This window comes from Micromonospora sp. NPDC048898, from assembly GCF_043198035.1.
Taxonomy (GTDB): domain Bacteria; phylum Actinomycetota; class Actinomycetes; order Mycobacteriales; family Micromonosporaceae; genus Micromonospora.
In genome coordinates, this window is sequence record NZ_JBICUF010000003.1 from 217,892 (window position 1) to 239,031 (window position 21,140).

At 72.0% G+C, this 21,140-nt stretch carries 21 protein-coding genes; 11 read left to right on the plus strand and 10 right to left on the minus strand.

Annotation, left to right across the window (positions count from 1 at the left end; all coding sequences use genetic code 11):
* A complete protein-coding gene (locus ACGFIQ_RS11275; protein ID WP_393242629.1) occupies positions 1-3,729 on the plus strand; it encodes a S8 family serine peptidase in 3,729 nt (1,242 codons plus the stop codon).
* 60 nt (positions 3,730-3,789) lie between these two features.
* On the opposite strand, the gene ACGFIQ_RS11280 is transcribed toward ACGFIQ_RS11275, so the two are convergent.
* On the minus strand, positions 3,790-5,442 hold the full coding sequence (locus ACGFIQ_RS11280; RefSeq protein ID WP_393243189.1) for an alpha-amylase family protein: 1,653 nt from the start codon (positions 5,440-5,442) through the stop codon (positions 3,790-3,792).
* Positions 5,443-5,499: 57 nt separating this feature from the next.
* Here ACGFIQ_RS11280 and ACGFIQ_RS11285 point away from each other — a divergent pair, with 57 nt between their 5' ends.
* Together ACGFIQ_RS11285 and ACGFIQ_RS11290 are read left to right on the plus strand one after the other, a co-directional pair.
* Positions 5,500-6,114, plus strand: a complete 615-nt coding sequence (locus tag ACGFIQ_RS11285) for a DUF1349 domain-containing protein (RefSeq protein ID WP_393242631.1) — start codon at positions 5,500-5,502, stop codon at positions 6,112-6,114.
* A 58-nt stretch (positions 6,115-6,172) separates the two neighbouring features.
* Positions 6,173-6,844, plus strand: coding sequence for a DedA family protein (locus tag ACGFIQ_RS11290; protein ID WP_393242632.1), 672 nt, complete (start codon positions 6,173-6,175; stop codon positions 6,842-6,844).
* Positions 6,845-6,848: 4 nt separating this feature from the next.
* Here ACGFIQ_RS11290 and ACGFIQ_RS11295 read toward each other — a convergent pair whose 3' ends face one another.
* Positions 6,849-7,595, minus strand: coding sequence for a YidC/Oxa1 family membrane protein insertase (locus ACGFIQ_RS11295; protein ID WP_393242634.1), 747 nt, complete (start codon positions 7,593-7,595; stop codon positions 6,849-6,851).
* 101 nt (positions 7,596-7,696) lie between these two features.
* Positions 7,697-7,990: a DUF6412 domain-containing protein gene (locus ACGFIQ_RS11300; RefSeq protein ID WP_393242635.1), complete on the minus strand. Its 294-nt coding sequence runs from the start codon at positions 7,988-7,990 to the stop codon at positions 7,697-7,699.
* 152 nt (positions 7,991-8,142) lie between these two features.
* Between ACGFIQ_RS11300 and ACGFIQ_RS11305 the strand changes: the two genes are divergently transcribed.
* Genes ACGFIQ_RS11305 through ACGFIQ_RS11315 form a run of 3 tightly spaced genes read left to right on the plus strand, consistent with a single transcriptional unit; the run spans position 8,143 to position 11,723 of the window.
* Positions 8,143-9,279 (plus strand): glutamate--cysteine ligase, encoded by a 1,137-nt coding sequence (locus ACGFIQ_RS11305; protein WP_393242637.1) that lies wholly within the window; start codon positions 8,143-8,145, stop codon positions 9,277-9,279.
* Between the two features lie 24 nt (positions 9,280-9,303).
* Positions 9,304-10,683: an FAD-dependent oxidoreductase gene (locus tag ACGFIQ_RS11310; protein ID WP_393242638.1), complete on the plus strand. Its 1,380-nt coding sequence runs from the start codon at positions 9,304-9,306 to the stop codon at positions 10,681-10,683.
* Between the two features lie 26 nt (positions 10,684-10,709).
* Positions 10,710-11,723, plus strand: coding sequence for a LacI family DNA-binding transcriptional regulator (locus ACGFIQ_RS11315; RefSeq protein WP_393242640.1), 1,014 nt, complete (start codon positions 10,710-10,712; stop codon positions 11,721-11,723).
* Between the two features lie 184 nt (positions 11,724-11,907).
* Here ACGFIQ_RS11315 and ACGFIQ_RS11320 read toward each other — a convergent pair whose 3' ends face one another.
* The 4 genes from ACGFIQ_RS11320 to ACGFIQ_RS11335 form a co-directional block, all read right to left on the minus strand.
* Positions 11,908-12,861 (minus strand): carbohydrate kinase, encoded by a 954-nt coding sequence (locus ACGFIQ_RS11320; protein WP_393242642.1) that lies wholly within the window; start codon positions 12,859-12,861, stop codon positions 11,908-11,910.
* Positions 12,858-14,123, minus strand: a complete 1,266-nt coding sequence (locus ACGFIQ_RS11325) for an AGE family epimerase/isomerase (protein ID WP_393242644.1) — start codon at positions 14,121-14,123, stop codon at positions 12,858-12,860. Before ACGFIQ_RS11325 ends, ACGFIQ_RS11320 begins: the two co-directional genes overlap by 4 nt.
* 266 nt (positions 14,124-14,389) lie before the next feature.
* On the minus strand, positions 14,390-14,815 hold the full coding sequence (locus tag ACGFIQ_RS11330; protein ID WP_357066782.1) for a nucleoside deaminase: 426 nt from the start codon (positions 14,813-14,815) through the stop codon (positions 14,390-14,392).
* The gene (locus tag ACGFIQ_RS11335; protein ID WP_393242646.1) at positions 14,812-15,687 is read right to left on the minus strand and encodes a TIGR03619 family F420-dependent LLM class oxidoreductase; all 876 of its coding nucleotides are present in this window, start codon (positions 15,685-15,687) and stop codon (positions 14,812-14,814) included. Before ACGFIQ_RS11335 ends, ACGFIQ_RS11330 begins: the two co-directional genes overlap by 4 nt.
* 185 nt (positions 15,688-15,872) lie before the next feature.
* Here ACGFIQ_RS11335 and ACGFIQ_RS11340 point away from each other — a divergent pair, with 185 nt between their 5' ends.
* A complete protein-coding gene (locus ACGFIQ_RS11340) occupies positions 15,873-16,733 on the plus strand; it encodes an aminoglycoside phosphotransferase family protein (RefSeq protein ID WP_393242648.1) in 861 nt (286 codons plus the stop codon).
* A 101-nt stretch (positions 16,734-16,834) separates the two neighbouring features.
* Positions 16,835-16,960 carry a hypothetical protein gene (locus tag ACGFIQ_RS11345; protein ID WP_393242650.1) on the plus strand — a complete coding sequence of 42 codons (126 nt, stop codon included), beginning with the start codon at positions 16,835-16,837 and terminating at the stop codon, positions 16,958-16,960.
* Here the strand turns inward: ACGFIQ_RS11345 and ACGFIQ_RS11350 are convergent.
* The 3 genes from ACGFIQ_RS11350 to ACGFIQ_RS11360 form a co-directional block, all read right to left on the minus strand.
* On the minus strand, positions 16,930-17,739 hold the full coding sequence (locus ACGFIQ_RS11350; protein WP_393242652.1) for an Fpg/Nei family DNA glycosylase: 810 nt from the start codon (positions 17,737-17,739) through the stop codon (positions 16,930-16,932). The genes ACGFIQ_RS11345 and ACGFIQ_RS11350 overlap by 31 nt on opposite strands.
* 378 nt (positions 17,740-18,117) lie before the next feature.
* Positions 18,118-18,318 carry a DUF397 domain-containing protein gene (locus tag ACGFIQ_RS11355; protein ID WP_393242654.1) on the minus strand — a complete coding sequence of 67 codons (201 nt, stop codon included), beginning with the start codon at positions 18,316-18,318 and terminating at the stop codon, positions 18,118-18,120.
* Positions 18,311-19,198 carry a helix-turn-helix domain-containing protein gene (locus tag ACGFIQ_RS11360; protein WP_393242656.1) on the minus strand — a complete coding sequence of 296 codons (888 nt, stop codon included), beginning with the start codon at positions 19,196-19,198 and terminating at the stop codon, positions 18,311-18,313. Before ACGFIQ_RS11360 ends, ACGFIQ_RS11355 begins: the two co-directional genes overlap by 8 nt.
* Positions 19,199-19,423: 225 nt before the next feature.
* Between ACGFIQ_RS11360 and ACGFIQ_RS11365 the strand changes: the two genes are divergently transcribed.
* From ACGFIQ_RS11365 to ACGFIQ_RS11375, 3 genes are all read left to right on the plus strand, one after another.
* A complete protein-coding gene (locus ACGFIQ_RS11365; RefSeq protein WP_393242658.1) occupies positions 19,424-19,594 on the plus strand; it encodes a hypothetical protein in 171 nt (56 codons plus the stop codon).
* A complete protein-coding gene (locus ACGFIQ_RS11370; protein WP_393242660.1) occupies positions 19,591-19,878 on the plus strand; it encodes a hypothetical protein in 288 nt (95 codons plus the stop codon). The genes ACGFIQ_RS11365 and ACGFIQ_RS11370 overlap by 4 nt, the downstream gene beginning before the upstream one ends.
* A gap of 244 nt (positions 19,879-20,122) precedes the next feature.
* Entirely contained in the window at positions 20,123-21,058 is a 936-nt protein-coding gene (locus tag ACGFIQ_RS11375) for a thrombospondin (RefSeq protein ID WP_393242662.1), read from the plus strand.
* Positions 21,059-21,140 lie beyond the last annotated feature (82 nt).

Below are 21,140 nucleotides of genomic sequence, written 5' to 3' on the forward strand. Positions count from 1 at the left end.
GTGACGTTCTCGCGTACCCGTGGAGCCTGGCTCGCCGCCGTGGTCTCCACGGCCCTCGCGGCGACCGGTGGATCCCCCGCCCTGGCCGCCGCACCCGGAGCCCCGGCCGATCCCGGCGCCAACCCGGCCCCCGCGACCAGTCTGCCCACCCCACCCGGCACCCACTCGGTCACCCTGATCACCGGTGACACGGTCACCACCCGCCAGAACGCCAACGGCAGCACCCTCGACGTACGGCGTCCAGACGGCGCCTCGACCCCGGTGCGGGTGGTCGAGGCCGGCGCCGACCTGTACGTCTACCCCCAGTCGGTGCTGCCCTACGTGGCCGCGAACACCCTGGACAAGCGGTTGTTCAACGTCACCCGGCTGATCGCCGACGGTTACGACGACAAGCAGGTCGACCACCTGCCGCTGATCGTCTCGTACGACGCCGGTGCAGCCGGCCTGCGGGCCACCACCGCACCCGCCGGCGCGACCCGCACCCGGACGTTGAGCAGCATCTCGGGTGCCGCGCTGCGCGAGGACCGCGACCGGGCCGACGAGTTCTGGGCCGCCATCACGGCCGCTCCCACCGCGAAGGCGACAGTCGCGACCGACGACAAGGGACGCTTCTCCGGCGGGATCGCCAAGATCTGGCTGGACGGGCGGGTACGCGCCGACCTCGCCGACACCACCGCGCAGATCGGCGCTCCCGGAGTCTGGGCCGGCGGCGACACCGGTACGGGCGTGCGGGTTGCCGTCCTGGACACCGGCATCGACGCGGCCCACCCGGACCTGACCGACCGGATCAGCGCGTCCGCCGTGTTCGTGCCGGGCGAGGAGATCACCGACCGGGTCGGGCACGGCACCCACGTCGCCTCCACCATCGCCGGCACCGGCGCCGCCTCCGGTGGCCACGAAAAGGGTGTCGCCCCCGACGCCCGGCTCGCCATCGGCAAGGTGCTCAGCGACGACGGTTACGGGATGGACTCCTGGATCCTCGCCGGCATGGAGTGGGCGGCCCGGGAGGCCGACGCCCGCGTCGTCAACATGAGCCTGGGCTCCAACCAGCCCAGCGACGGCACCGACCCGATGAGCCAGGCGGTCAACACGCTCAGTGCCGAGACCGGTGCCCTGTTCGTCATCGCCGCCGGCAACGCCGGCCTGCCCGGCAGTGTTTCCGCACCGGGCGCGGCCGACGCGGCGTTGACCGTCGGCGCGGTCGACGGTGCCGACCAGCTCGCCCCGTTCTCCAGCCAGGGCCCCCGGATCAGCGACGAGGCCATCAAGCCCGAGCTGACCGCGCCCGGCGTCGGGGTGCTCGCGGCCCGCTCCCAGTACGCGCCCGGCGAGGGCTCGTACCAGAGCATGGACGGCACCTCGATGGCCGCGCCGCACGTGGCCGGCGCCGCCGCCCTGCTCGCCGCGAAGCATCCGGGCTGGACGGGTCAGCGACTCAAGGACGCCCTGGTCAGCACGACCAAGGCCACACCGCAGTACGACGCCTTCCAGGCCGGCACCGGCCGGGTCGACGTCGCCGCCGCGGTCCGCGCCCCGATCGTCGCCACCGGCACCGTCTCCACCAGCGTGGGCAAGGACACCACGAAAGCCACCCACCCGGTGACGTACACCAACACCACCGGCCAACCGATCACGCTGGGCGTGTCGGTGGACGCGCCGGGCGTGCCGGCCGGGTTGTTCCGCCTGTCCGCAACGCAGCTCACCGTGCCGGCGAACGGCACCGCCACGGTCACGCTGACCACGGACACCTCCCGGGCCAGCGCCGGCAGCCGGTACACCGGTCAGGTCGTCGCCATCGGGCCGGACCGGGCCGTGCTGGCCCGCACCGCCGTCGCGGTCGGCACGTTCACGCCGTACCACCTGCTCCGCCTGGAGATGACCGACCGGGCCGGCAAGCCGGCCCCCGGCATGATCGAGCTGGGCCAGCCGGGCAGTTACGAGCCGGCCTTCGTGGAGACCGACGCGAACGGCACCGCGCAGCTCTACCTGCCCGAGGGCGTCTACTCGGCAATGAGCTTCCTGAACGTCACCGGCAGCCACGGCCCGAACTCGCTCGGCGTGGCGCTGCTCGGCAACCCCGACATCGACCTGCGCGCGGACACCACTGTCAGGTTGGACGGCAAGTCGGCCCGTCGGGTCGAGTCGTCGGTGCCGCAGCAGACCGCCGACACCTTCACCCGGTTCGACTACTACCGGTCCCAGGGCGAGGGCCGGTGGCGCTCGTTCATCGCCGGTGGCGTCTTCTTCGACAGCTTCTGGGCGCAACCCACCAGCAGGGACGTGCGACACGGCGACTTCTACGTCGGTGCCCGGTGGCGCAAGGAGCAGCCGGTGCTGACCGTCGGCACCACGACCGTGAACTTCGACGACGTGGTGCGTCAACAGGGCACCACCCAGTTGCCGAAGGGCAGGTGGACCCTGCCGACGGTCTTCGCCGGCAACGGTGCGGCGAGCGACTACGCCGGGTTGAACGCCCGGGGCGCGGTGGCAGTCGTCCGGCGCAACTGGGCGGTCAGCGACTCCGAGCAGGCCGCCGCGGCGACCGCCGCCGGGGCGAAGATGATGCTGGTGGTCAACGACTTCCCCTGGCGCGAGGTCCGTGACTACCGGGTCGACTTCTTCACCCCCACCCCGATCGAGGTGGCGATGCTCAGCACCGACGAGGGTGAGGCGTTGATCCGGCAGATCCAGCGCGGATCCACGACTGTCGAGGTGGTCTCGCAGCCGGTCGCCGACTACGTGTACGACCTGGTCCAGGCATACCACAACAGGATTCCGCGCGACCTCAGCCGGGCCGAGACCCCGAAGACGCTGGCCCGGATCGACGTCGGCTTCAACGTTCCCACGCCGCAGGCGCGGGGTGGCGAGTTCCGGTTCGACTGGCCGTCGTACAACAACTGGGGCATCGGCCAGACCAGCAACCGTCCGCTCGCCGCGGTCCGCACCGACTGGGTGTCCACCGGCGACCTGTACACCTGGGGTCAGGAGGCGTACCTCGACTCCGCGACGTACCAGATCGACCCCCGGACCAGCTTCCGCGCCGGCAGCAGGGGCACCGAGCAGTTCTTCGAGCCGATCGAACGACCGCACCTGAACAACAACTTCAAACTGCCCACCCGCACCGGCGACACGCTCAACCTCGACGTGCCCGGTTGGGGCGGCGCCGACCACGTCGGCATGGCGATGAGCGCCGCAGGGCAGACCAACAAGCTCTACCAGGGCCCGACGCTGCTCGGCGAGAGCACCAGCACGTGGATCAGCGGCACCGCGCCGAGCGCGGCCGACCGGCCGTACCGCCTGGTGGTGGGGACCACCCAGGACCCGACCGTCGGCCGGTATTCCACAAGCACCACCACCGAGTGGACGTTCCGGTCGAAGGCACCGGCCGCCGGGGTGGAGTCGAGCGTCCTGCCGCTGCTCCAGCTCGACTACGGGGTCGACACCGACGCCGCCGGCACCGCGAAGGGCCGGACCGACCTGACCGTCGCCGCCGCGCATCTGCCCGGCGCCACCGGTTGCGGCAGCATCCGGCCGGTCCGCCTGGAGATCTCGTACGACGATGGCGCGCACTGGCAGAAGCAGGCGCTGGACCGTGCGAAGGACGGGTCCTGGACGGCTAAGGTGCGGGCGCCGAAGGGCGCGACGTACGTGTCCCTGCGGGCCGACGCCAGCGACGGCTCGGGCAACTCGGTCAAGCAGACAGTGCTCCGCGCCTTCGGGGTGCGCTGATCGGCGCAACGATGCTCGCGTGACAGGGGACCGCGCCGATCGGCGCGGTCCCCTCGTCCGTCAGTAGCCGGGGCCCCGGCGGAGCCGGATCCACCGGTATCCGTGGCCGGAGACCTTCACCGCGCCGAGCTTGCCCAGCTCGCCGTAGCCACGGTCGGTGAGCACGTCGACCGGCAGGTCGGCCTCCGGTTCGAGACTGCTCAGGTCCACCTCGACGTCGTCGGTGCCGAGGTTGTGCACGAAGACCATGGTCCCGGTGGGGCCGTCCGCCCGGTGCGCCAGCACTCCGGCCGGCATCGCCACGTCGATGTGGGTGGTCGAGCCCGAGCCGATCTCCGGGGCCTCCCGCAGCGTACGGATCATGCGCTCGAACCAGGCGAGCAGCGACTTCGGGTCACCGCGCTGGGCGGTGACGTTGACGTTCTGGTAGCCGAACTCACCCTTGTCGATCACCGGTCGGACCAGCTTCTCCTCCTCCGCCGTGGAGAAGCCGGCATTCGGCTTGTACGACCACTGCATCGGGGTACGGATCGCCTCCCGGCCGGGCAGCGACAGGTCCTCGCCCATCCCGATCTCCTCGCCGTAGCGCAGCACCGGCGTGCCGCGCATGGAGAACTGCAACGCGTACGCCAGCTCGATGCGTCGCCGGTCGTTGCCGAGCATCGGGGCGAGCCGGCGGCGGATGCCCCGGTCGTAGATGCGCATGGTCTCGTCCGGGCCGAACTGCGCGTACACCTGGTTGCGTTGTTCGGTGGTGAGCCGGGACAGGTCGATCTCGTCGTGGTTGCGCAGGAAGGTGGCCCACTGCCCACCGACCGGCAACTTCGGGGTGTCGTGCAACGCGTCGATGAGCGGCTCCGGGTCCTCGCGGGCCAGGGCGAGCATGAGTCGCCCGTTGAGCATGAAGTCGAAGAGCATGTGGATGCGGTTGCCCGACCCGCTGGTGTCGCCGAAGAACGTCGGCAGTTGGTCCGGTTCGACGTTCGCCTCGGCCAGCAGGACGGCGTCGCCGCGCCGCCACTGCACGTGCTGGCGCATCTCGGTGAGGAACTCGAAGTCCTTCGGGGAGTTCGGGTTGCCCGGCTCGGTCAGCTCGATGATGAACGGCACCGCGTCCATCCGGAAGCCGGAGACGCCGAGCTGGAGCCAGAACGACATGATCTTCTTGATCTCGGCCCGGACCTGCGGGTTGGCGAAGTTGAGGTCCGGCTGGAACTTGTAGAACCGGTGGTAGAACCATGCCTTGGCGGTCCGGTCGTAGCTCCAGGTCTCGTCCTGCTCGCCCGGGAAGACCATGCCCTGGTGCCGGTCGTCCGGCTCGGTGTCGGACCACACGTACCAGTCGCGGTACGGCGAGTCCGGCGAGGAGCGGGCGGACTGGAACCACGGGTGCTCGTCGGACGTGTGGTTGACCACCAGGTCGATGATCACGCGGATGCCCCGGTTCTGTGCCTGGTGCAGCAGCTCGGCGAAGTCGCCGAGGGTGCCGAAGCGCGGGTCCACGTTGTAGAAGTCGGTGGCGTCGTAGCCGTCGTCGCGGTTGGGCGACGGGTGGATCGGGTGCAGCCACAGGCAGGTCACCCCGAGCCGGGCCAGGTAGTCCAACCTCCCGATCAGCCCACGGATGTCACCGACCCCGTCGCCGTCGGAGTCGGCGTACGTGTCGATGTCGAGGCAGTACACGACGGCTTCGGAATACCAGCGGTCACCCATGCGGGAGAGACTTCTCCGATCGATCACCGCGGCAAACCCTTGGTTATCGTGCCTGTCATGGGAAACGACCTCGTACCGCCGAGCACACCGTTGGACTGGTCCGCGGGCCGGTGGCTGCACCCACCGGTACGCGTCGAGGACGGCCCCGCCGGTGCGCTCGTCGTCGAGCCGGCGGCGGACAGCGACTTCTGGCGGCGGACCAGCTACGGCTTCGTGCACGACAACGGCCCGGCCCTGCTGGCACCGCTGCCGGTCGGCACCGCCATGGAGGTGAGTTTCCGGCTCGACTTCTCGGCGCAGTTCGACCAGGCCGGTGCGCTCGTCCGCGTCGACGAACGGACCTGGACCAAGGCCGGCGTCGAGGTGAGCGACGGTGCGGCGCAGCTCGGCGCGGTGGTGACCCGGGAGTTCTCCGACTGGTCGGTGGCGCCGGTGCCGCAGTGGGTGGGCCGGGAGGTGACCGTGCGGGTCAGCCGGGCCGGCGACGCGCTGACCGTCCGTGCCCGCGCCGACGACGAGCCGTGGCGACTGGTCCGGCTCGCCCCGCTGGACCCGGCGGCCGAGGCCGTGGCGGGCCCGTTCTGCTGCGCGCCGTCACGCGCCGGCCTGAGCGTGGTGTTCACCGGGTGGCGGCAGGGCCCGGCGGACGCCGCGCTGCACCCCGAGGTGTAGCAATCGCCTTATCGGGTAAGACCATCCGATCCCCGACAGCCGACCGGAAGGACGACCAATGGCGTACGCCCAGGCTGGCGACCCGTCCGACTTCACCGGGTTGACCGGCTGGGTGGCCTCGGTGATCGAGGCGATGGGGCCGGTCGGCGTGGCGCTGCTGGTGGCGCTGGAGAGCATCGTTCCGCCGATCCCCAGCGAGATCGTGCTGGCGCTCGCCGGTTTCCTGGCCCACGAGGGCAAGTTCAACGTCTTCCTCGTGGTGTTCGCCGCGACGGTCGGCTCGCTGGTCGGCGCGCTGGTGCTCTACTGGCTGGGCGCGGCGCTCGGCGAGGAACGGCTCAAGCGCTGGTTGGACCACATCCCGTTGGTGGACAGCGACGACCTGGAGAAGGCCGACAGGTGGTTCGAGCGGCACGGCCGGTGGGCGGTGCTGATCGGCCGGGTGGTGCCGGTGGTCCGCAGCCTGGTGTCCGTGCCGGCCGGGGCCAACCGGATGCCGTTGGGCGAGTTCATCCTGCTCACCACCATCGGCAGCGGTGTGTGGAACGCACTCATCGTCGGCGCCGGTTACGCGCTCGGGCGCCGTTGGCAGGACATCGAGCGCTACAGCGACTGGTTCAACTACGCGATCGGCGCGGTCTTCGTGGTGATGGTGGTCAGTTGGGTGATCCGCAAGGTCCGCAAGCGTCGGGAGCGCGACGACCGGCGGTCGGTGACCGCCGGTCGGTGATCGGCTACCGGTCGGCCGGCGACGGCACCGCCTGCGGCCGGCGGAGCACCGCCTGCTCGGCGGCCGACCACACGCTCGTGGTCACCAGGTAGATGACCGCGGCGAGCGGCAGCACCAGCGCCACCAGCACCGTCGTGAACGGCAGCAGGGGCAGCAGTCGCCCGAGCACGGCCGCGCCCGGCCCGTCGGTGGGGGTGCCGGCCACCGTGCCGACGGCCGCCGACGCCCGCCGGGCCCGCCGCGCCGACCACCAGGCCACCGCCAGCAGCACGGCCAGCAGTACGGCGAAGAGCGGGCCGGCCGCCCCGGTCACACCGTCGCTGAGATGGTGGCCCAGTGACACCCCGGCGAGCCGTTCGTCGAGCAGCCCCGTGCCACCCTCGCTCGTGGTGAACAGCCGGTACAGGACCAGCAGGAACGGCGCCTGGAGCAGCAACGGCAGACAGCCGGCGATCGGGTTGGCCCCGGCACTGCGGTACAACGCGAACACCTCGCGCTGAAGCGTCGCCGGGTCGTCGGCGTACCGCCGCTGGAGGTCACGCACCTGCGGGGCGAGCGCCGCGCGGCGTCGCTCGCCGCGGACCTGCGCGACGGTGAGCGGCGAGATCAGCAGTCGGACGGCGATGGTGAACAGCACGATGGCGGCGGCTGTCGCCATGCCGCCGGACAACGGTTCGAGCAGCTCGGTGAGCCAGGACAGCGCGGTGCCGGCAGCGGCGACAGCGTCGTGCAGTGGTGCGAAGGCAAGCATGGGAAACCCCTCGGTCCGATTCCGGTGGGGCCCAACCCCGGGCGGTGTCCGCTCGACAGGGGGGCCGGTGACGGCGGGATCGGCCGCGCGGCGGCGTGACGCTACGCGGCCGATCCGAGCCCGGGGGCACGGGGACGTGGGCGACCGGCGGCGTCCGGGTCGATCTGCCGGGGCACCCGCCGAGCACGGGAGCGGGCTCGCAACCCGGCCCAGCGCGGCCCGGTGCCCGGCACACCCGAGCGGCCGAGCACCCGCGCCGCGAGCACCACGGCGAGCAGCACCAGGGCGGTCAGCGCGGCACCGGCCAGCAGGTCGGTCGGACGGCCAGCGAGCAGGGTGAGCTGGGCGAACGCGGACACCCACGCGACCCCGACAAACCCCAGTGGCACCGGCACGGGCCCAGCATAGGACCCGCTGTCACGTCATCCCGGCGAAACCGGCGGCACGCCCCAGGCCACCGCCACGTTTCCCGGCATCGCCACGTTGGGTAACCAGCAGCGGACCGACGCGGATGGACCGCGAGCGGTAGGAACGGACGGTGGTGTCGATGACCGGTCAGGTGGCGGAGGCGCCCAGCGAGATGGCTGGGGCGACCGGATTGCTCACCGTGGGTGTCGAGGAGGAGTTCCTGCTCGTCGACCCGCACACCGGGGCCGCGGTCCCGGCCGTCGACCTGGTGATGGAGCAGGTGCCGGCCGAACTTCGCGGGCAGGTGGAGCGGGAGTTCCAGACCAGTCAGATCGAGATCGGCAGCCCGCCCGGCCTGGAGTTGTCGTCGATCCGGCACTCCCTCGGCGTACTCCGTCGGGCACTCGCCGACGCGGCCGAGCGGGCCGGCGTACGCCTGCTCGCCATCGGCACGGGCCCGGTGGACGGCCCGGTGCCACCGGTGGTGGACAAGCCCCGCTTCGACCGGATGATCGAGCGGTTCCGGCTGCTCGTTCCCGGCCCCGGCAACAACGGCATGCACGTGCACGTCGGCGTTCCCGATCCGGAGACCGGTGTGCAGGTGCTCAACCACGTACGCCCCTGGCTGCCGATGCTGCACGCGATGACCACCAACTCTCCGTTCGCCCGGGGCGAGGACACCGGCTACGCCAGTTGGCGCTCGGTGGAGTGGGAGCGCTGGCCGTCGGTGGCGCCGACGCCGTTCCTGGAGTCGCACGAGCACTACCAGCGGCTGATCAGTCACTTGATCTCCAGTGGGGTGATGCTCGACGAGGGGATGCTCTACTGGTACGCCCGACTGTCGGCGAAGTACCCGACCGTGGAGCTGCGGATCGGCGACGTCTGCCCGTCGGTGGACGACGCGGTGCTGGTCGCCGCGCTGGTCCGGGCCCTGGTGGCCACCGCCAGGGCGGACGTCGAGGCCGACCGCCCGGCGTTGCGGACCGATCACCACCTGCTGGTCGGCGCGCACTGGCGGGCCGCGCACGACGGCCTGGAAGGCGACGCCGTCGACGTCACCACCGGCGAGGTCCGCCCGGCCTGGGAACTGCTGGACCGGTTCGTCGAGCGGCTGCGGCCGGCGCTGGAACAGCACGGCGACTGGGCCGAGGTCACCGACCTGCTGGGCGGGTTGCGCCGGCACGGCAGCGGGGCGGCCCGGCAGCGCGCGGTGTACCAGCGCACCGGCCAACTCACCGACGTCGTGCAGGACGTCGCACGGCAGACCCGTGGCTGAACACCGTCGTGACAGGATGAGCCCGTGGCGCAACGGCTGATCGTCATCGGCGGGGACGCCGCCGGAATGTCGGCGGCGTCCCAGGCCCGACGCCGCCGGGACCGTGCCGACCTGGAGATCGTGGTCTTCGAGCGGGGCCACTTCACCTCCTACTCGGCGTGCGGCATCCCGTACTGGATCAGTGGCCTGGTGTCCGGCCCGGAGGCGCTGATCGCCCGGGATCCGGAGACGTTCCGCACGACGTACGCGATGGACGTCCGGATGCGCCACGAGGTCACCGCCATCGACCTGGACCGCCGCGAGGTGGTGGCCCGGGACCTGGAGGGCGGCGGCGAGGTCCGCGAGCGCTTCGACGACCTGGTGTACGCCACAGGTGCGGTGCCGATGAAACCGCCCTGGGCGGACACCGACGCGGGCGGCGTGTTCGGCATGCAGACCCTCGACGACGGGGCGGCGCTGCGCGACTGGCTCGACGCTGAGCCGCAGCCGCGTCGGGCCGTGGTGGTCGGCGGCGGCTACATCGGCGTCGAGATGGCCGAGGCGCTCATCCAGCGCGGCCTGTCGGTGACCCTGGTCGAGGCCGGTTCGCAGCCCATGGCGACCGTCGACGGCGACATGGCCGAGCTGGTCGCCGAGGCGATGCGCGGCCTGGGTGTCACGATCCGCACCGACCTGCCGGTGACCGGCCTGGAGCAGCGGGACGGCCGGGTGTCCGCGGTGGTCACGGCCGAGGGGCCGATACCGGCCGACGTCGTGGTCCTGGGCCTGGGAGTACGCCCGAACACCGCGCTCGCCAAGGCTGCCGGGTTTCCGATCGGCCCGAGCGGCGGTATCCGGGTGGACCGCCGGATGCGGGTGGCCGGGCTGTCCGGTGTCTGGGCTGCCGGCGACTGCGTGGAGACGCTGCACCGGGTCAGCGGGATGCCGGTGCACGTGCCGCTGGGCACGCACGCCAACAAGCAGGGCCGGGCGGCCGGGATCAACATCGGCGGCGGGTACGCCACCTTCGCCGGGGTGATCGGCACGGCCGTGACCAAGGTCTGCGACCTGGAGGTGGGGCGCACCGGCCTGCGGGAGGAGGAGGCCACCCTGGCCGGCTTCGACTTCGTCTCGGTGATCGCCGAGTCGACGAACCGGGCCGGCTACTACCCCGGTGCCCGGCCGATGACCGTCAAGTTGATCGCCGAGCGGCCCAGCGGCCGGTTGCTGGGCGCGCAGATCGTCGGCTGGTCCGAGGCGGCCAAACGTATCGACACGCTGGCTGTCGCACTCTGGAACGGCATGACGGTGGACGATATGACGTCACTGGACCTGGGCTACGCTCCGCCGTACGCGCCGGTGTGGGACCCGGTGCTCGTCGCCGCGCGCAAGGCGGTCGACGCGCTCGCCGCCCCCGACCGCTGACCGGCGCCCGCCGTGGAGGACGACCCGTGACCCAGACCCCGACCCGGCCGACGGTGCGTCGGCGCCCGACGATGGTCGACGTGGCCCGGCACGCCGGGGTCAGCCTGAAAACGGTCTCCCGGGTGGTCAACGACGAGCCGGTGGGGCAGGAACTGGTCAACCGGGTGCTGGCCGCCATCGCCGAGCTGGGCTTCCGCCGCAACGACATCGCCCGCAACCTGCGGTCCCGGCAGCTCAACGCCACGGTCGGGCTGCTCATCGAGGAGATCGCCAACCCGTTCTACGCGACGATCGCCAGCGTTGCCGCCGAGATCGCGGCCGCCCACGGCACCATGCTGATCACCGCCTCGTCGGAGGAGGACCCGGAACGGGAACGCGCCCTGCTCCAGGACTTCACCCAGCGTCGGGTCGACGGGCTGCTGGTGGTGCCGGCGGGTCTCGACCACTCGTTCCTGCGTCGCGAGGTCGAGCTGGGAATGCCCGTGGTCTTCCTGGACCGGCCGCCGCAGGGGCTGCACGCCGACGCGGTGCTGTTGGACAACCGGGGCGGCAGCCACGCCGGTGTCGGCGCACTGCTCGACGAGGGGCACCGCCGGGTGGGCCTGCTGCTCGGCGCGCCGAGCGTGCCCACGATGCGCGAGCGGCTGACCGGGGCGCGGGCGGCGCTGGCCGCGGCCGGGGTCGCACCTGACGATTCGCTGGTCCGCGAACGGCTCATCGCCCCCGAGGAGGCCGGTCGGGCCGTCGCCGCGCTGCTCGACCTGCCGGACCCGCCGACGGCCTTCTTCTGCGCCAACAACCGGCTCACCGTCGGCGCCCTCCAGGAGCTGCACCGCCGAGGCAGTGACGCCGCCCTCGTCGGCTTCGACGACTTCGAACTGTCCCACCTGATGCCCCGGCCACTGACCGTGGTCGCCTACGACACCCGGGAGCTGGCCAGAGTCGCCACCGAGCGCCTCTTCCAACGAGTAGCCGGCGACGACACACCCCCGTCCACCACAGTCCTCCCCACCAAGCTCCTCAAACGAGGCCTAACCTAACCGCCCCCGCCCCCCGCGCCCCCGCACCTTCGCGCCCGCTCGCCCCGCCCACCCCCACCCGGTCGATCATGGAGTTGTGGTGGGCGTTTGACTGCACTTCGCGGCGTTTGTGAGGCACCACAAGTCCATGATCGACCCGGCGAGCCTGGGCCGGGCCGGGTGGGGCGGGGGCGGGTCCGGGGTTTTACGGGGTTGGGTTGAGGAGGGGTTGGACCTCTGCTCGGCGGGGTGGGTCCGCGCCTTGGCGGGCGCAGGTCAGCGCGGCCACCGTCGCCGCCTGGCGGAGCACCGTGCCCCACTGTTGCTCGGTCACCGCGGCGAGTCGGTCGGCCGGGCGGTCGCCGAGCGCGTCGAGATCGGCCAGAGCGGCCAACAGACCGCCGGTGAACGAGTCACCCGCTCCGACGGTGTCGACGACTGTGGTGCGTACCCCCGGTTGTTCGTGCAGTGATCCGTTCGGGGCGAGCAACCAGGCGCCCTCACCACCCCGGGTCACCACCGCGCAGGACACCCCGGCCTCGCGCCACTCGGCCAGCACGTCGCCCACCGACCGGTCCGGGTAGAGCCAGGCCAGGTCCTCGTCGCTGGCCTTCACCAGGTTCGCGAGGGGCACCTGGCGGCGTACCCTGGCTTGCTCCGCCGTTCGGTCCGTGACGATGCTGGGTCGCAGGTTGAGGTCGATCGAGACGGTGAGCCCGTCGCGGCGGTGTTCGCGGGCGAGCAGGTCTTCCAGCACCTGGGCCCCGGGCGGCAGCGCGAGCGCGAGGGACCCGGTGTGCAGTGCGGTCGCCGCTGACCCGGCCAGGTCGGGCAGCTCCCGCGGCGTCCACTGCCAGTCCGCCGTGCCGGCCAGCCGGAACTCGTAGCTGGCCTGCCCGCTGGCGTTCAACGTGGCCACCGCCACCGAGGTGGGTTCCGCGGCGCGGACCGCCCAGTCCAGGTCCACCCGGTTGGCGCTCAGGTGCGCGGCGAGTTGCCGACCGTACTCGTCGGTGCCGAGCCGGGCCAGCAGCCGTACCGGTTGGTCGAGCCGGGCCAGGGTGAGCGCCACGTTGGCCGGGGAGCCACCCGGCACGGCGCGCTGCCCGTCGGCGGTGACCACCAGGTCGATGAGCGCCTCGCCGGCGACCACGATCATGCGGTCACCTCGCCGGGCGCGAGCGGGCCGGGGCCACCGAGCCCGTTGGCCGAGCGTGACAGCAGCACGGCCTGGTACGCGTGGTAGACGTCCGGCCGACCGTGCCAGACCGTGTCGGCGGGCAGGTTTCGCGCGTCCAACTCGTGCCGCCATCCGGTGCCGTCGATGAGGTAGCGGCGCGCGTACGCCCAGAAGACGTGGTACCAGTCGGCGTAGACGTCGTCGCCGGTGCGGCGGTGCAGGGTGATCGCCGCGCCGATGGCCTCGGCGAGCACCCAGTGCATCCGGGAACGCACCACCGGCCGGTCGTCCCAGTCGATCGTGTAGACGAAGCCGTCGGCGCCGTCGACCGCCCAGCCACGGCGCACGGCGGCGGCGAACAGGGTGCGGGCGTCGGCGAGCAGCCAGTCTGGTGGCTGCGGCAGGACCGCCTCCAACTCCAGCAGCAGCCGGGCCCACTCCAACCAGTGGCCCATCGTCGAGCCGTACGGCCGGAAGGGGTCGGCGGGCTGGTCCCGGTTGTAGTCGAGCAGCGGCGTCCAGTCGGCGGTGAAGTGCTCGGGCAGCCGCCAGTCGTGCCGGGCGGCCTCGGTGTGCACCAGGTGGGTGGCGATCCGCAGGGCGCGGTCGGCCCAGCTTGCGTCGCCGGTGGCGGCGGCAGCGGCGAGGAACGCCTCGACCATGTGCATGCTGCTGTTCGCCCCGCGATAGTCCTCGGTGACCGTCCAGTCCCGATTCCACGACTCGCGGACCGCGCCCGCCTCGTCGTCCCAGAACCGGTCCCGCACCACGGTCAGCACGTCGGCGAGCAACTCCTGGGCGCCGGGTCGTCCGGCACGCGCGGCGCTGGATGCGGCGAGCAGCACGAACGCGTGGTCGTAGCCGGCCTTGTGGTCGTCGACTGGCGCTCCCTGCTGGTCCACGGCGCTGAACCAGCCGCCGAACCGGTGGTCGCGCAGCAGGGTGTTGAGCGCGGCGATTCCGTGGTCGACGAGGGCGGCGGCGTCCGGGTCACCGTTGCGGTGGGCGAGGGCGGCGACGTGGGTCATCCGGCAGGTGATCCAGGTGTACACCGCTTCGCCACGGTCCGGGGTGCGGTCGCCGGTCAACCACCAGAAGCCGCCCTCCGGCCGGACCGCGCGGCGGGCCGTGTCGCGCAGGGTGTGGGTCTGGTCGGCGAGGAAGTCGTCCAGGTCGGGCAGGTCGGGTGACCCGGCCGGAGCGGGGGTCGTCAGGGCGTCGGATCGGGGTACGTCGGTCATCTCAGCTGGGTCACCGTCGAGTAGGGAAGGGACATATGGCCAGGATCGGCGCACGGACCGGGTCCGCGCCGCAAAACCGTCAACGGTACGCCACGAAGCGACACGTGCGGCGGGAAGAGCTTTCCTCCCTTTTGCCCGTTGACATCGTTGTCACTTCTCAACCCTGCTCCGGCGGCCGGTCAACTGTCAATTCCGTCTGCGTCACACCGCACCGCCGCCGCAGCAGCCGTCAGGACGTGGTCAGCGCCCTCCCCCAACCGCTGCGGTCAGTAGTAGTCGTCGATCGGCTGACGCGCCTCGTCGAACAGCGCCGGCCCCTCGTAACGCACCGGAGGCAGCGGCGGGGTGGCCGGCTTGACCTCCTCGAACTGCTCGCTGGACAGGGCGTACACCACCCGTCCGAGCCCGGACCTGTCGATCGCCGTCGCGCACATCGGGCAGGGTTGGCAACTGGTGAACATGGTGGTGCCGGCGGCCACCTCGGGAGAGAGTTCCCGAGCGGCCCAGCGGGCCAGCTTGAGTTCCGGATGTGCGGTGATGTCCGCGTCGGAGACCACGGTGTTGTGGTCCTCGATCAGGACGGTGCCGTCCGCCCCGACAAGCAACGAGCCGAACGGCCGTTCGCCGGATGCTCCGGCCTGGCTGGCGAGTGCCACGGCGCGGCGGAGAAACGTTTCGTCGTCGGGTGTCATCGGACCTCCTGGGTCTTGCGGTACGCGGCCACGGCCGTCTTGCGGTACGCGGCCACGGCCGCGAGGGTCTGCCAGGCGCGTTCGGGTTGGTGGATCTCGGCGAGGTCGCCGCTGAACGGGTCGAGCACCACCGTCTGCGCGCCGAGCAACCGGATCTGGTCGAGGTCGGCGGTGATCTGCTCGATGGTGCCCACACCGGCGAGCCGGTCGGGGCCGGTGACCGGGTCGCGGGTTTCCTGGAGTGCGATGCGCGGCATCAGCGCGGGCACGGGGAGGCCCAGGTCGTCGGCGATGGTGGTGAGCCGTCCGGCCGCGTCGGTGAGCTCGCCGAGCGTGAGGCGCAGCGGGTGCCACGCGTCTCCGAGTCGAACGGCGCGGCGCATGCCGGCATCGCTGTTGCCGCCGACCCAGATCGGGATCGCACCCGTGTCGTAGTCGTCGGCGTTCTGCCAGGCGGCGCGCATCGCGCGCAGGTAGTCGTCGGTCAGCGCGCCGCGCCGCTGGAACGGCACGCCGAGCGCCTCGAACTCCTGCCGGGCCCAGCCGACACCGACGCCGAGGACGAGCCGGCCGCCGCTGAGCCGGTTGAGGTTCGCCGCCATCCGGGCGGTGAGCAGGGGATGCCGGTACGGGACGATGAGCACCGTGGTGCCCAGCCGGACCCGGTGGGTCACCCCGGCCAACCAGGACAGCGTGGTGAACGGCTCGTAGAACGGCGCCGGATACTGCTCGGCCACGTCCGGGGTCACCGCGATGTGGTCGGAGACCATCAGCAGGTCGAACCCGAGACCCTCGACCGTCTGCGCCCACCGTCGCAGCACGTCGGGGTCGGTGCCCGGGCCGAAGTTCGGTACGTTCACGCCAATCTGCACGGGCTTACGCTAGCCACTGTGGACCGGCGTGTGAACACCATGATCCTCGCCTGTGCTGACCCTGGGCGCGGATCGGCCGGCCGGTGGGGGCCGCGTACCTTGTCGAGCCTTGCCCGATCGCGGCCCGCGCCGGCCGCCGGCCCGGTCCGGCCCGGCGGATGAACGCCCTGCCCCAGGATGGCCGGATGGAACTACCCGAGGGGCTTGGCTGGGTGGGCGCGACACCGACCGGCCGGGCCTGGCTCGCCGCCCTCCCGACGTGGTTGGCGGAGTGCGCCGAGCAGTGGTCGCTGCGACTCGGCCCACCCTTCCGGCAGGCGTACGCCTCGCTGGCACTCCCGGCGGACCTGCCGGACGGCACGGCGGCGGTGCTGAAACTCCAGTACCCGGACGACGACAGCCGGCACGAGGCCAACGCGCTGACCCAGTGGGCTGGCGACGGCGCGATCCGGCTCCTCGCGCACGATCCGGCACGCCGCGCCCTGCTGGTGGAGCGCTGCCGGCCCGGCAGTCCGCTGCACGAGCTGCCGATGGACCAGGCGCTGGACGTGGTGACCAGGCTCCTGCCCCGGCTCTGGCGACCGGCCGGCGCGCCGTTCACCCCGCTCGCCGAGGAGGCCGCCGGCTGGATCGACCGGATGCCGAGCACGTGGGAACGGGCCGGCCGGCCATACGAGCGGCGGCTGCTGGACGCGGCGCTCGCCCTGCTCACCGCCCTGGTGTCGAGCCAGGGCGAGCAGGTGCTGGTCAACCAGGACCTGCACGCCGGCAACGTGCTCGCCGCCGACCGGGAGCCGTGGCTGGCGATCGATCCGAAGCCGCTGACCGGCGAACGCGAGTTCTCGGTCGTGTCGATGGTGCGCGGTCCGGAGTTGGGCCACTCGCCGGCCGCTGTCCGGCATCGGCTGCACCGGCTCACCACCGACCTCGGGCTGGACCGGGAGCGGGTGCGGGGCTGGGCGATCGGGCACACGCTGGCCTGGAGCGTCGCCAACGAGCTTGTCTTTCCGCACCAGATCGAGGTGGTCCGCTGGCTACTCGACTGATCGATCGATCGGTCCCGTGCACCCTCCTTGATCACGCTCGATCCAGGATGTAGTGGTCTGCCCGCTCCGCGAGGCCACTACATCCTTGTTCCAGCACGATCATGGGGGCAGGGCGGGCGGCGGCGGTGGCGCCCGCGGTGGCGGCGGTGGTGGTGGCGCTGGTGGCGGCGGTGGCGGCGGTGGCGACGCGACCGGCTCAGCCGACCTGGCAGGTGCGGCACCAGTAGAGGTTGCGCCCGGCCAGCTCGCCACGGCTGACCTCGGTGCCGCAGACGTGGCAGGGCGCACCGGGGCGGCGGTAGACGTACACCTCACCGCCGTGCCGATCCACCCGCGCCGCCCGGCCCATCGCCTCCGGCAGGTGTGCGTCGCGCACGGTGTCGATCCGGCCGTGCTCGGCCGCGAGCCGCATCAGGGCGACCAGGTCGACCCAGAGCGCGTCCCAGCCTTCCCGGGTCAGCCGGCGGCCGGGCATCGTGGGCGACAACCCGGCCCGAAACAGCGCCTCGGTCACGAAGATCAGCCCGGTGCCGGCCACCACCGACTGGTCCAGCAGCAGCGCCGCGAGGGGCGTCGGACTGCGCGAGATCCGGCGGTACGCCCGCTCCGGGTCCGCGTCGGTGCGCAGCGGATCCGGCCCGAGGCGGGCCCGCAGCGCGGCCACCTCGGGTGGAGTGATCAGCTCACAGGCGGTGGGCCCGCGCAGGTCCAGCCAGTGCCGATCGCTGGCCAGTCGCAGCCGCACCTGGCCAACCGGCTCCGGCGGCTCCCCCGCGCCGTCGGTGAACTTCCCATAAAGCCCAAGGTGTACGTGCAGAGTCAGCTCACCGGCGTAGTGGTGCAGCAGGTGCTTGCCGTACGCCTCGGTGCCCTCCAGCACCGTCCCGGAGAGCCGGGCGGCACCGTCGGCGAAGCGCCCCTGCGGGCTGGCGGCGTGCACCTTGTCCCCGGCGAACAGCTCGGCGTGCCGGGCCGCCAGGCGGTGGATCGTATGTCCCTCTGGCACGGGTGCCAAGGATAGCCACCCACGCCGAGACGCCGATCGCCTCAGGCCATGCACCGCGCCGATCGCCTCGGGAGCGCCGCCGGGCCGGAAACCGCCGGGCCGATCGCCTCGGGCCGTGCGCCGCACCGATCGCCTCGGGAGCACCCCCGGGCCGGGCACCGCCAGGCCAGGCACCGCCAGGCCAGGCACCGCCGGGCCGGGCACCGCCAGGCCAGGCACCGCCAGGCCAGGCACCGCCAGGCCAGGCACCGCCAGGCCAGGCACCGCCGCGCTTGATCGACTCGGCTTCCTGAAAATCGGGGTGTTCTGGTGAGCGGGACACCCCGGTTTTCAGGAAGGCGAGTCGATCACGGCGGGAGGGCGCCCGGGACGGCGTGGTCAGCCCCGGCGCTGCCCCTTGACGCCGCCCACGAACGCGGCCCAGGTGGCCGGGGCGAAGGCCAGCGCCGGACCGGTCGGGTCCTTGCTGTCCCGTACGCCCACGACACCCGGCAGGTTGTCGGCCACCTCGACGCAGTTGCCGCCGCTGCCGCCGCTGCGGGTGCTCTTGCGCCAGGTCGCACCGGCAAGGTCAGTCATGATGCTCCTCGATGATCGAAGTGATCATTTTCTCTGATTCTGCCTCACTCAGGGCGAGGGCTTCCAGGTCCGACCAGACATGTTCGTAGGCGGCCACCTCGGCCGGCTTGTCCAGATAGAGCGCGCCGGTGATGTTCTCGACGTAGACGGTGGTCGGCTCGGTCGACGCTCTCCCGAAAGCCTGTGGGAAATCGAGCAGGACGAAGGTGCCGGTCTCGCTGGCCAACGGCGGACCGGCGGCGAGCGGCAGGACCCGCAGACTCACGGTCGGCAGTGCGGCCAGGTCGAGCAGGTGGCGTAGCTGCCGAACCATCGCCCCGCGGTCGGGAATGGTGCGCAGCAGCACGGCCTCGCTCAGGACGACCCGCAGGGTGGGCGCGGCGGGCAGCCGGCGCACGAGGATGCCCTGCCGTTGCAGCCGGACCTCCACCAACTTTTCCCGATCCTCCGCGCGCATGGTCGGGTTCTTCCGGCGGAACAACTCGCTGGCGTACTCGCGGGTTTGCAGGAGCCCGGGGATTAACTCGGCGTCATATTGACGCAGCGCGGCGGCGGACGATTCCAGGCCGACGTACAGCGAGAACCATGGCGGGACGACATCGCCGTACGAATGCCACCAACCCCGGGCGCGAGTCTCCTTCGCGAGCCCGGCGACGATCTCGCCCATGTCGTCGGGCACCCGATAGAGAACACACATCGCGCGGGCGTCCACCACACGCACCGGGACCAGCCCCTTCTCGATGCGCCACACCTTCTGCCGTGAGCAGTCAAGTGCTTCGGCCACGGCGTCCAGCGACACCGAGGCGTCCTCGCGGAGCTGCGTGAGCAGCCGGCCGAGCTGCCGTCGAGGGACCGTGGACCCGCTTGTTTCATCCGTCATGCAACATCACCGCGTCCCTCCTGCAACACCGATTGTTTCGCCTCGCACGCATTTCTTTTCCATTCCTCGTGCGTCAATGTGGTCTGACATTAGGACGGCGGTGTGGATTGCACAAGGTGGCCAGCGTGGAACATGCTGTCACGCGTTGGCACCTCCCGGAAAACAGCTTCGGGAATAGCGTCAGCACAAGGCCGGTGTGACGCCATTCCTCGGAAGGACACCGCGATGCGCGTCTCGTACAACGAATACCTCTTGGTCACCGCGCTGACCCTCGCCCGTCGACACCGGCCGGCGTGGAGTTGGGTGCGCTGGCGCACCGTGTGCCGCTGCGGCGCGGACCTGCCCTGCCGGGTTCGCCACCGCATCCCGATCAACCGCGGCCACTGGCCGACATGACCGGCTGGAAGCCCGGCGACCTGCTGCTGATCGGCGCGGCGTGCTCGGTGCAGTTCGCCGGCGATCGGGCGCTACGCCTTCGACTGGTCAGCGCCGATACGCGCCCGACGTACCACGGGTGGGTCTGGCTGACGGGCTACGTCCTGGACGACAAGGGCCTGGCCGTCGACAAGCGGGAGGTGTACGTGCAGCAGGCCGGAGTGCGGTTGCTCCGCGCCGCGCCCCCGGCCACGCCGGGCAGATCCGGGCCCAGGCCCACGTCCGGCAAGTCGGCCCGGCGCTGATCGAGTCGGCCTCAGGGAAACCGGGGTGTCCCGATGAGTCGGACACGCCGACTTCCTGCAAACCGAGTCGGTCACCGCCGGCGACCGCCGCACGCCGGTCACCTCCGAGCGTCGGTCGCGGCCCGACGTGGTGACCCCGTACCCGGGATTGGTGTCAGGAAACGCCCAGGTGGGTATTTGAGGGCGGTACCGCGTGGGTGCCACCCTCTCCGACGGCCACCACGCATTTATCAGGAGGTGTGTAGTGGTCAGGATTCCTTCGCTGTCCCGCCGGTCCGAGCCGGCACCGACGCGGGACGAGAACCTCGACGGCCGCGACATCCCGGGCGCTGACCGGGACAGCACGGCGGCGACCGACACGGGCCGGTCCGACGGACTCACCGGCCGACCGGTGATCACCGACCGGGACGCCGACCAGACGACGTACCGCAGCGCCACCGCGCCCAACGCGCCCAACGGGCAGCTCGGCGAGGCCGAGCGGCGTGCCGCCGAGCGGGCCGCGGTGGCCCGAGCCGCCACCGCCCGCCCGGTCGACAGCGCGACCGGCACCGCCCGCCCGGTGACGACCGCGACCGGCACCGCCCGCCCGGTCGACAGCGAGCCCCGCACCGGCACCGCGGTGGACACCGAGCCCCGCACCGCCCGCCCGGCGGAGACCCGGACCCACACCGCCCGCCCGGTGGAGACCGAGACCCGCACCGGCACCGCCCCGACCGTGGCCCGCACCGCCGAGCGGGACGCCGATCTCGACAGCACCACTGGCCGGTCCGACACGACGGACCGGGTCACCACCGACCGTCCGGTCGACCCGGCCCCGGGCGTGACCACGCCCGAGCCGCCGGCGACGCGCGGCCCGAAGCCGCGGGCCAGCCTGCTCGCCACCCTTGGCCTGATCGTCTCGGTCGCCGGTGCGCTGTTCGTGCTGACCGGCACTCTGGCCGGGTACGGCATCGGGCTTGGCGCCTTCGGCGCGGTGCTCGCGGTGCTGGGCCTGATGGCCACCCGCCGCCGGCACGTCGCAGGCAAGACCGACGCGCTCTTCGGTGTGCTGATCGGGCTGGCCGCGGTGGTGATCGGGGTGCTCGCGATGACCGGGCAGTTCGACTGGCCAACCACGGATGGCGACTGGGTGCAGCGCTTCCGGGAGTGGCTTGACTCACAGTTTGTCGACCGTTTCTAGCGGGCACTGTTCCGCTCGCCGGTGATGCACCGGCGACAAGCCGGCGGTTCGCCGGCCGCCCGACTTGATCCGGTGGTTCACC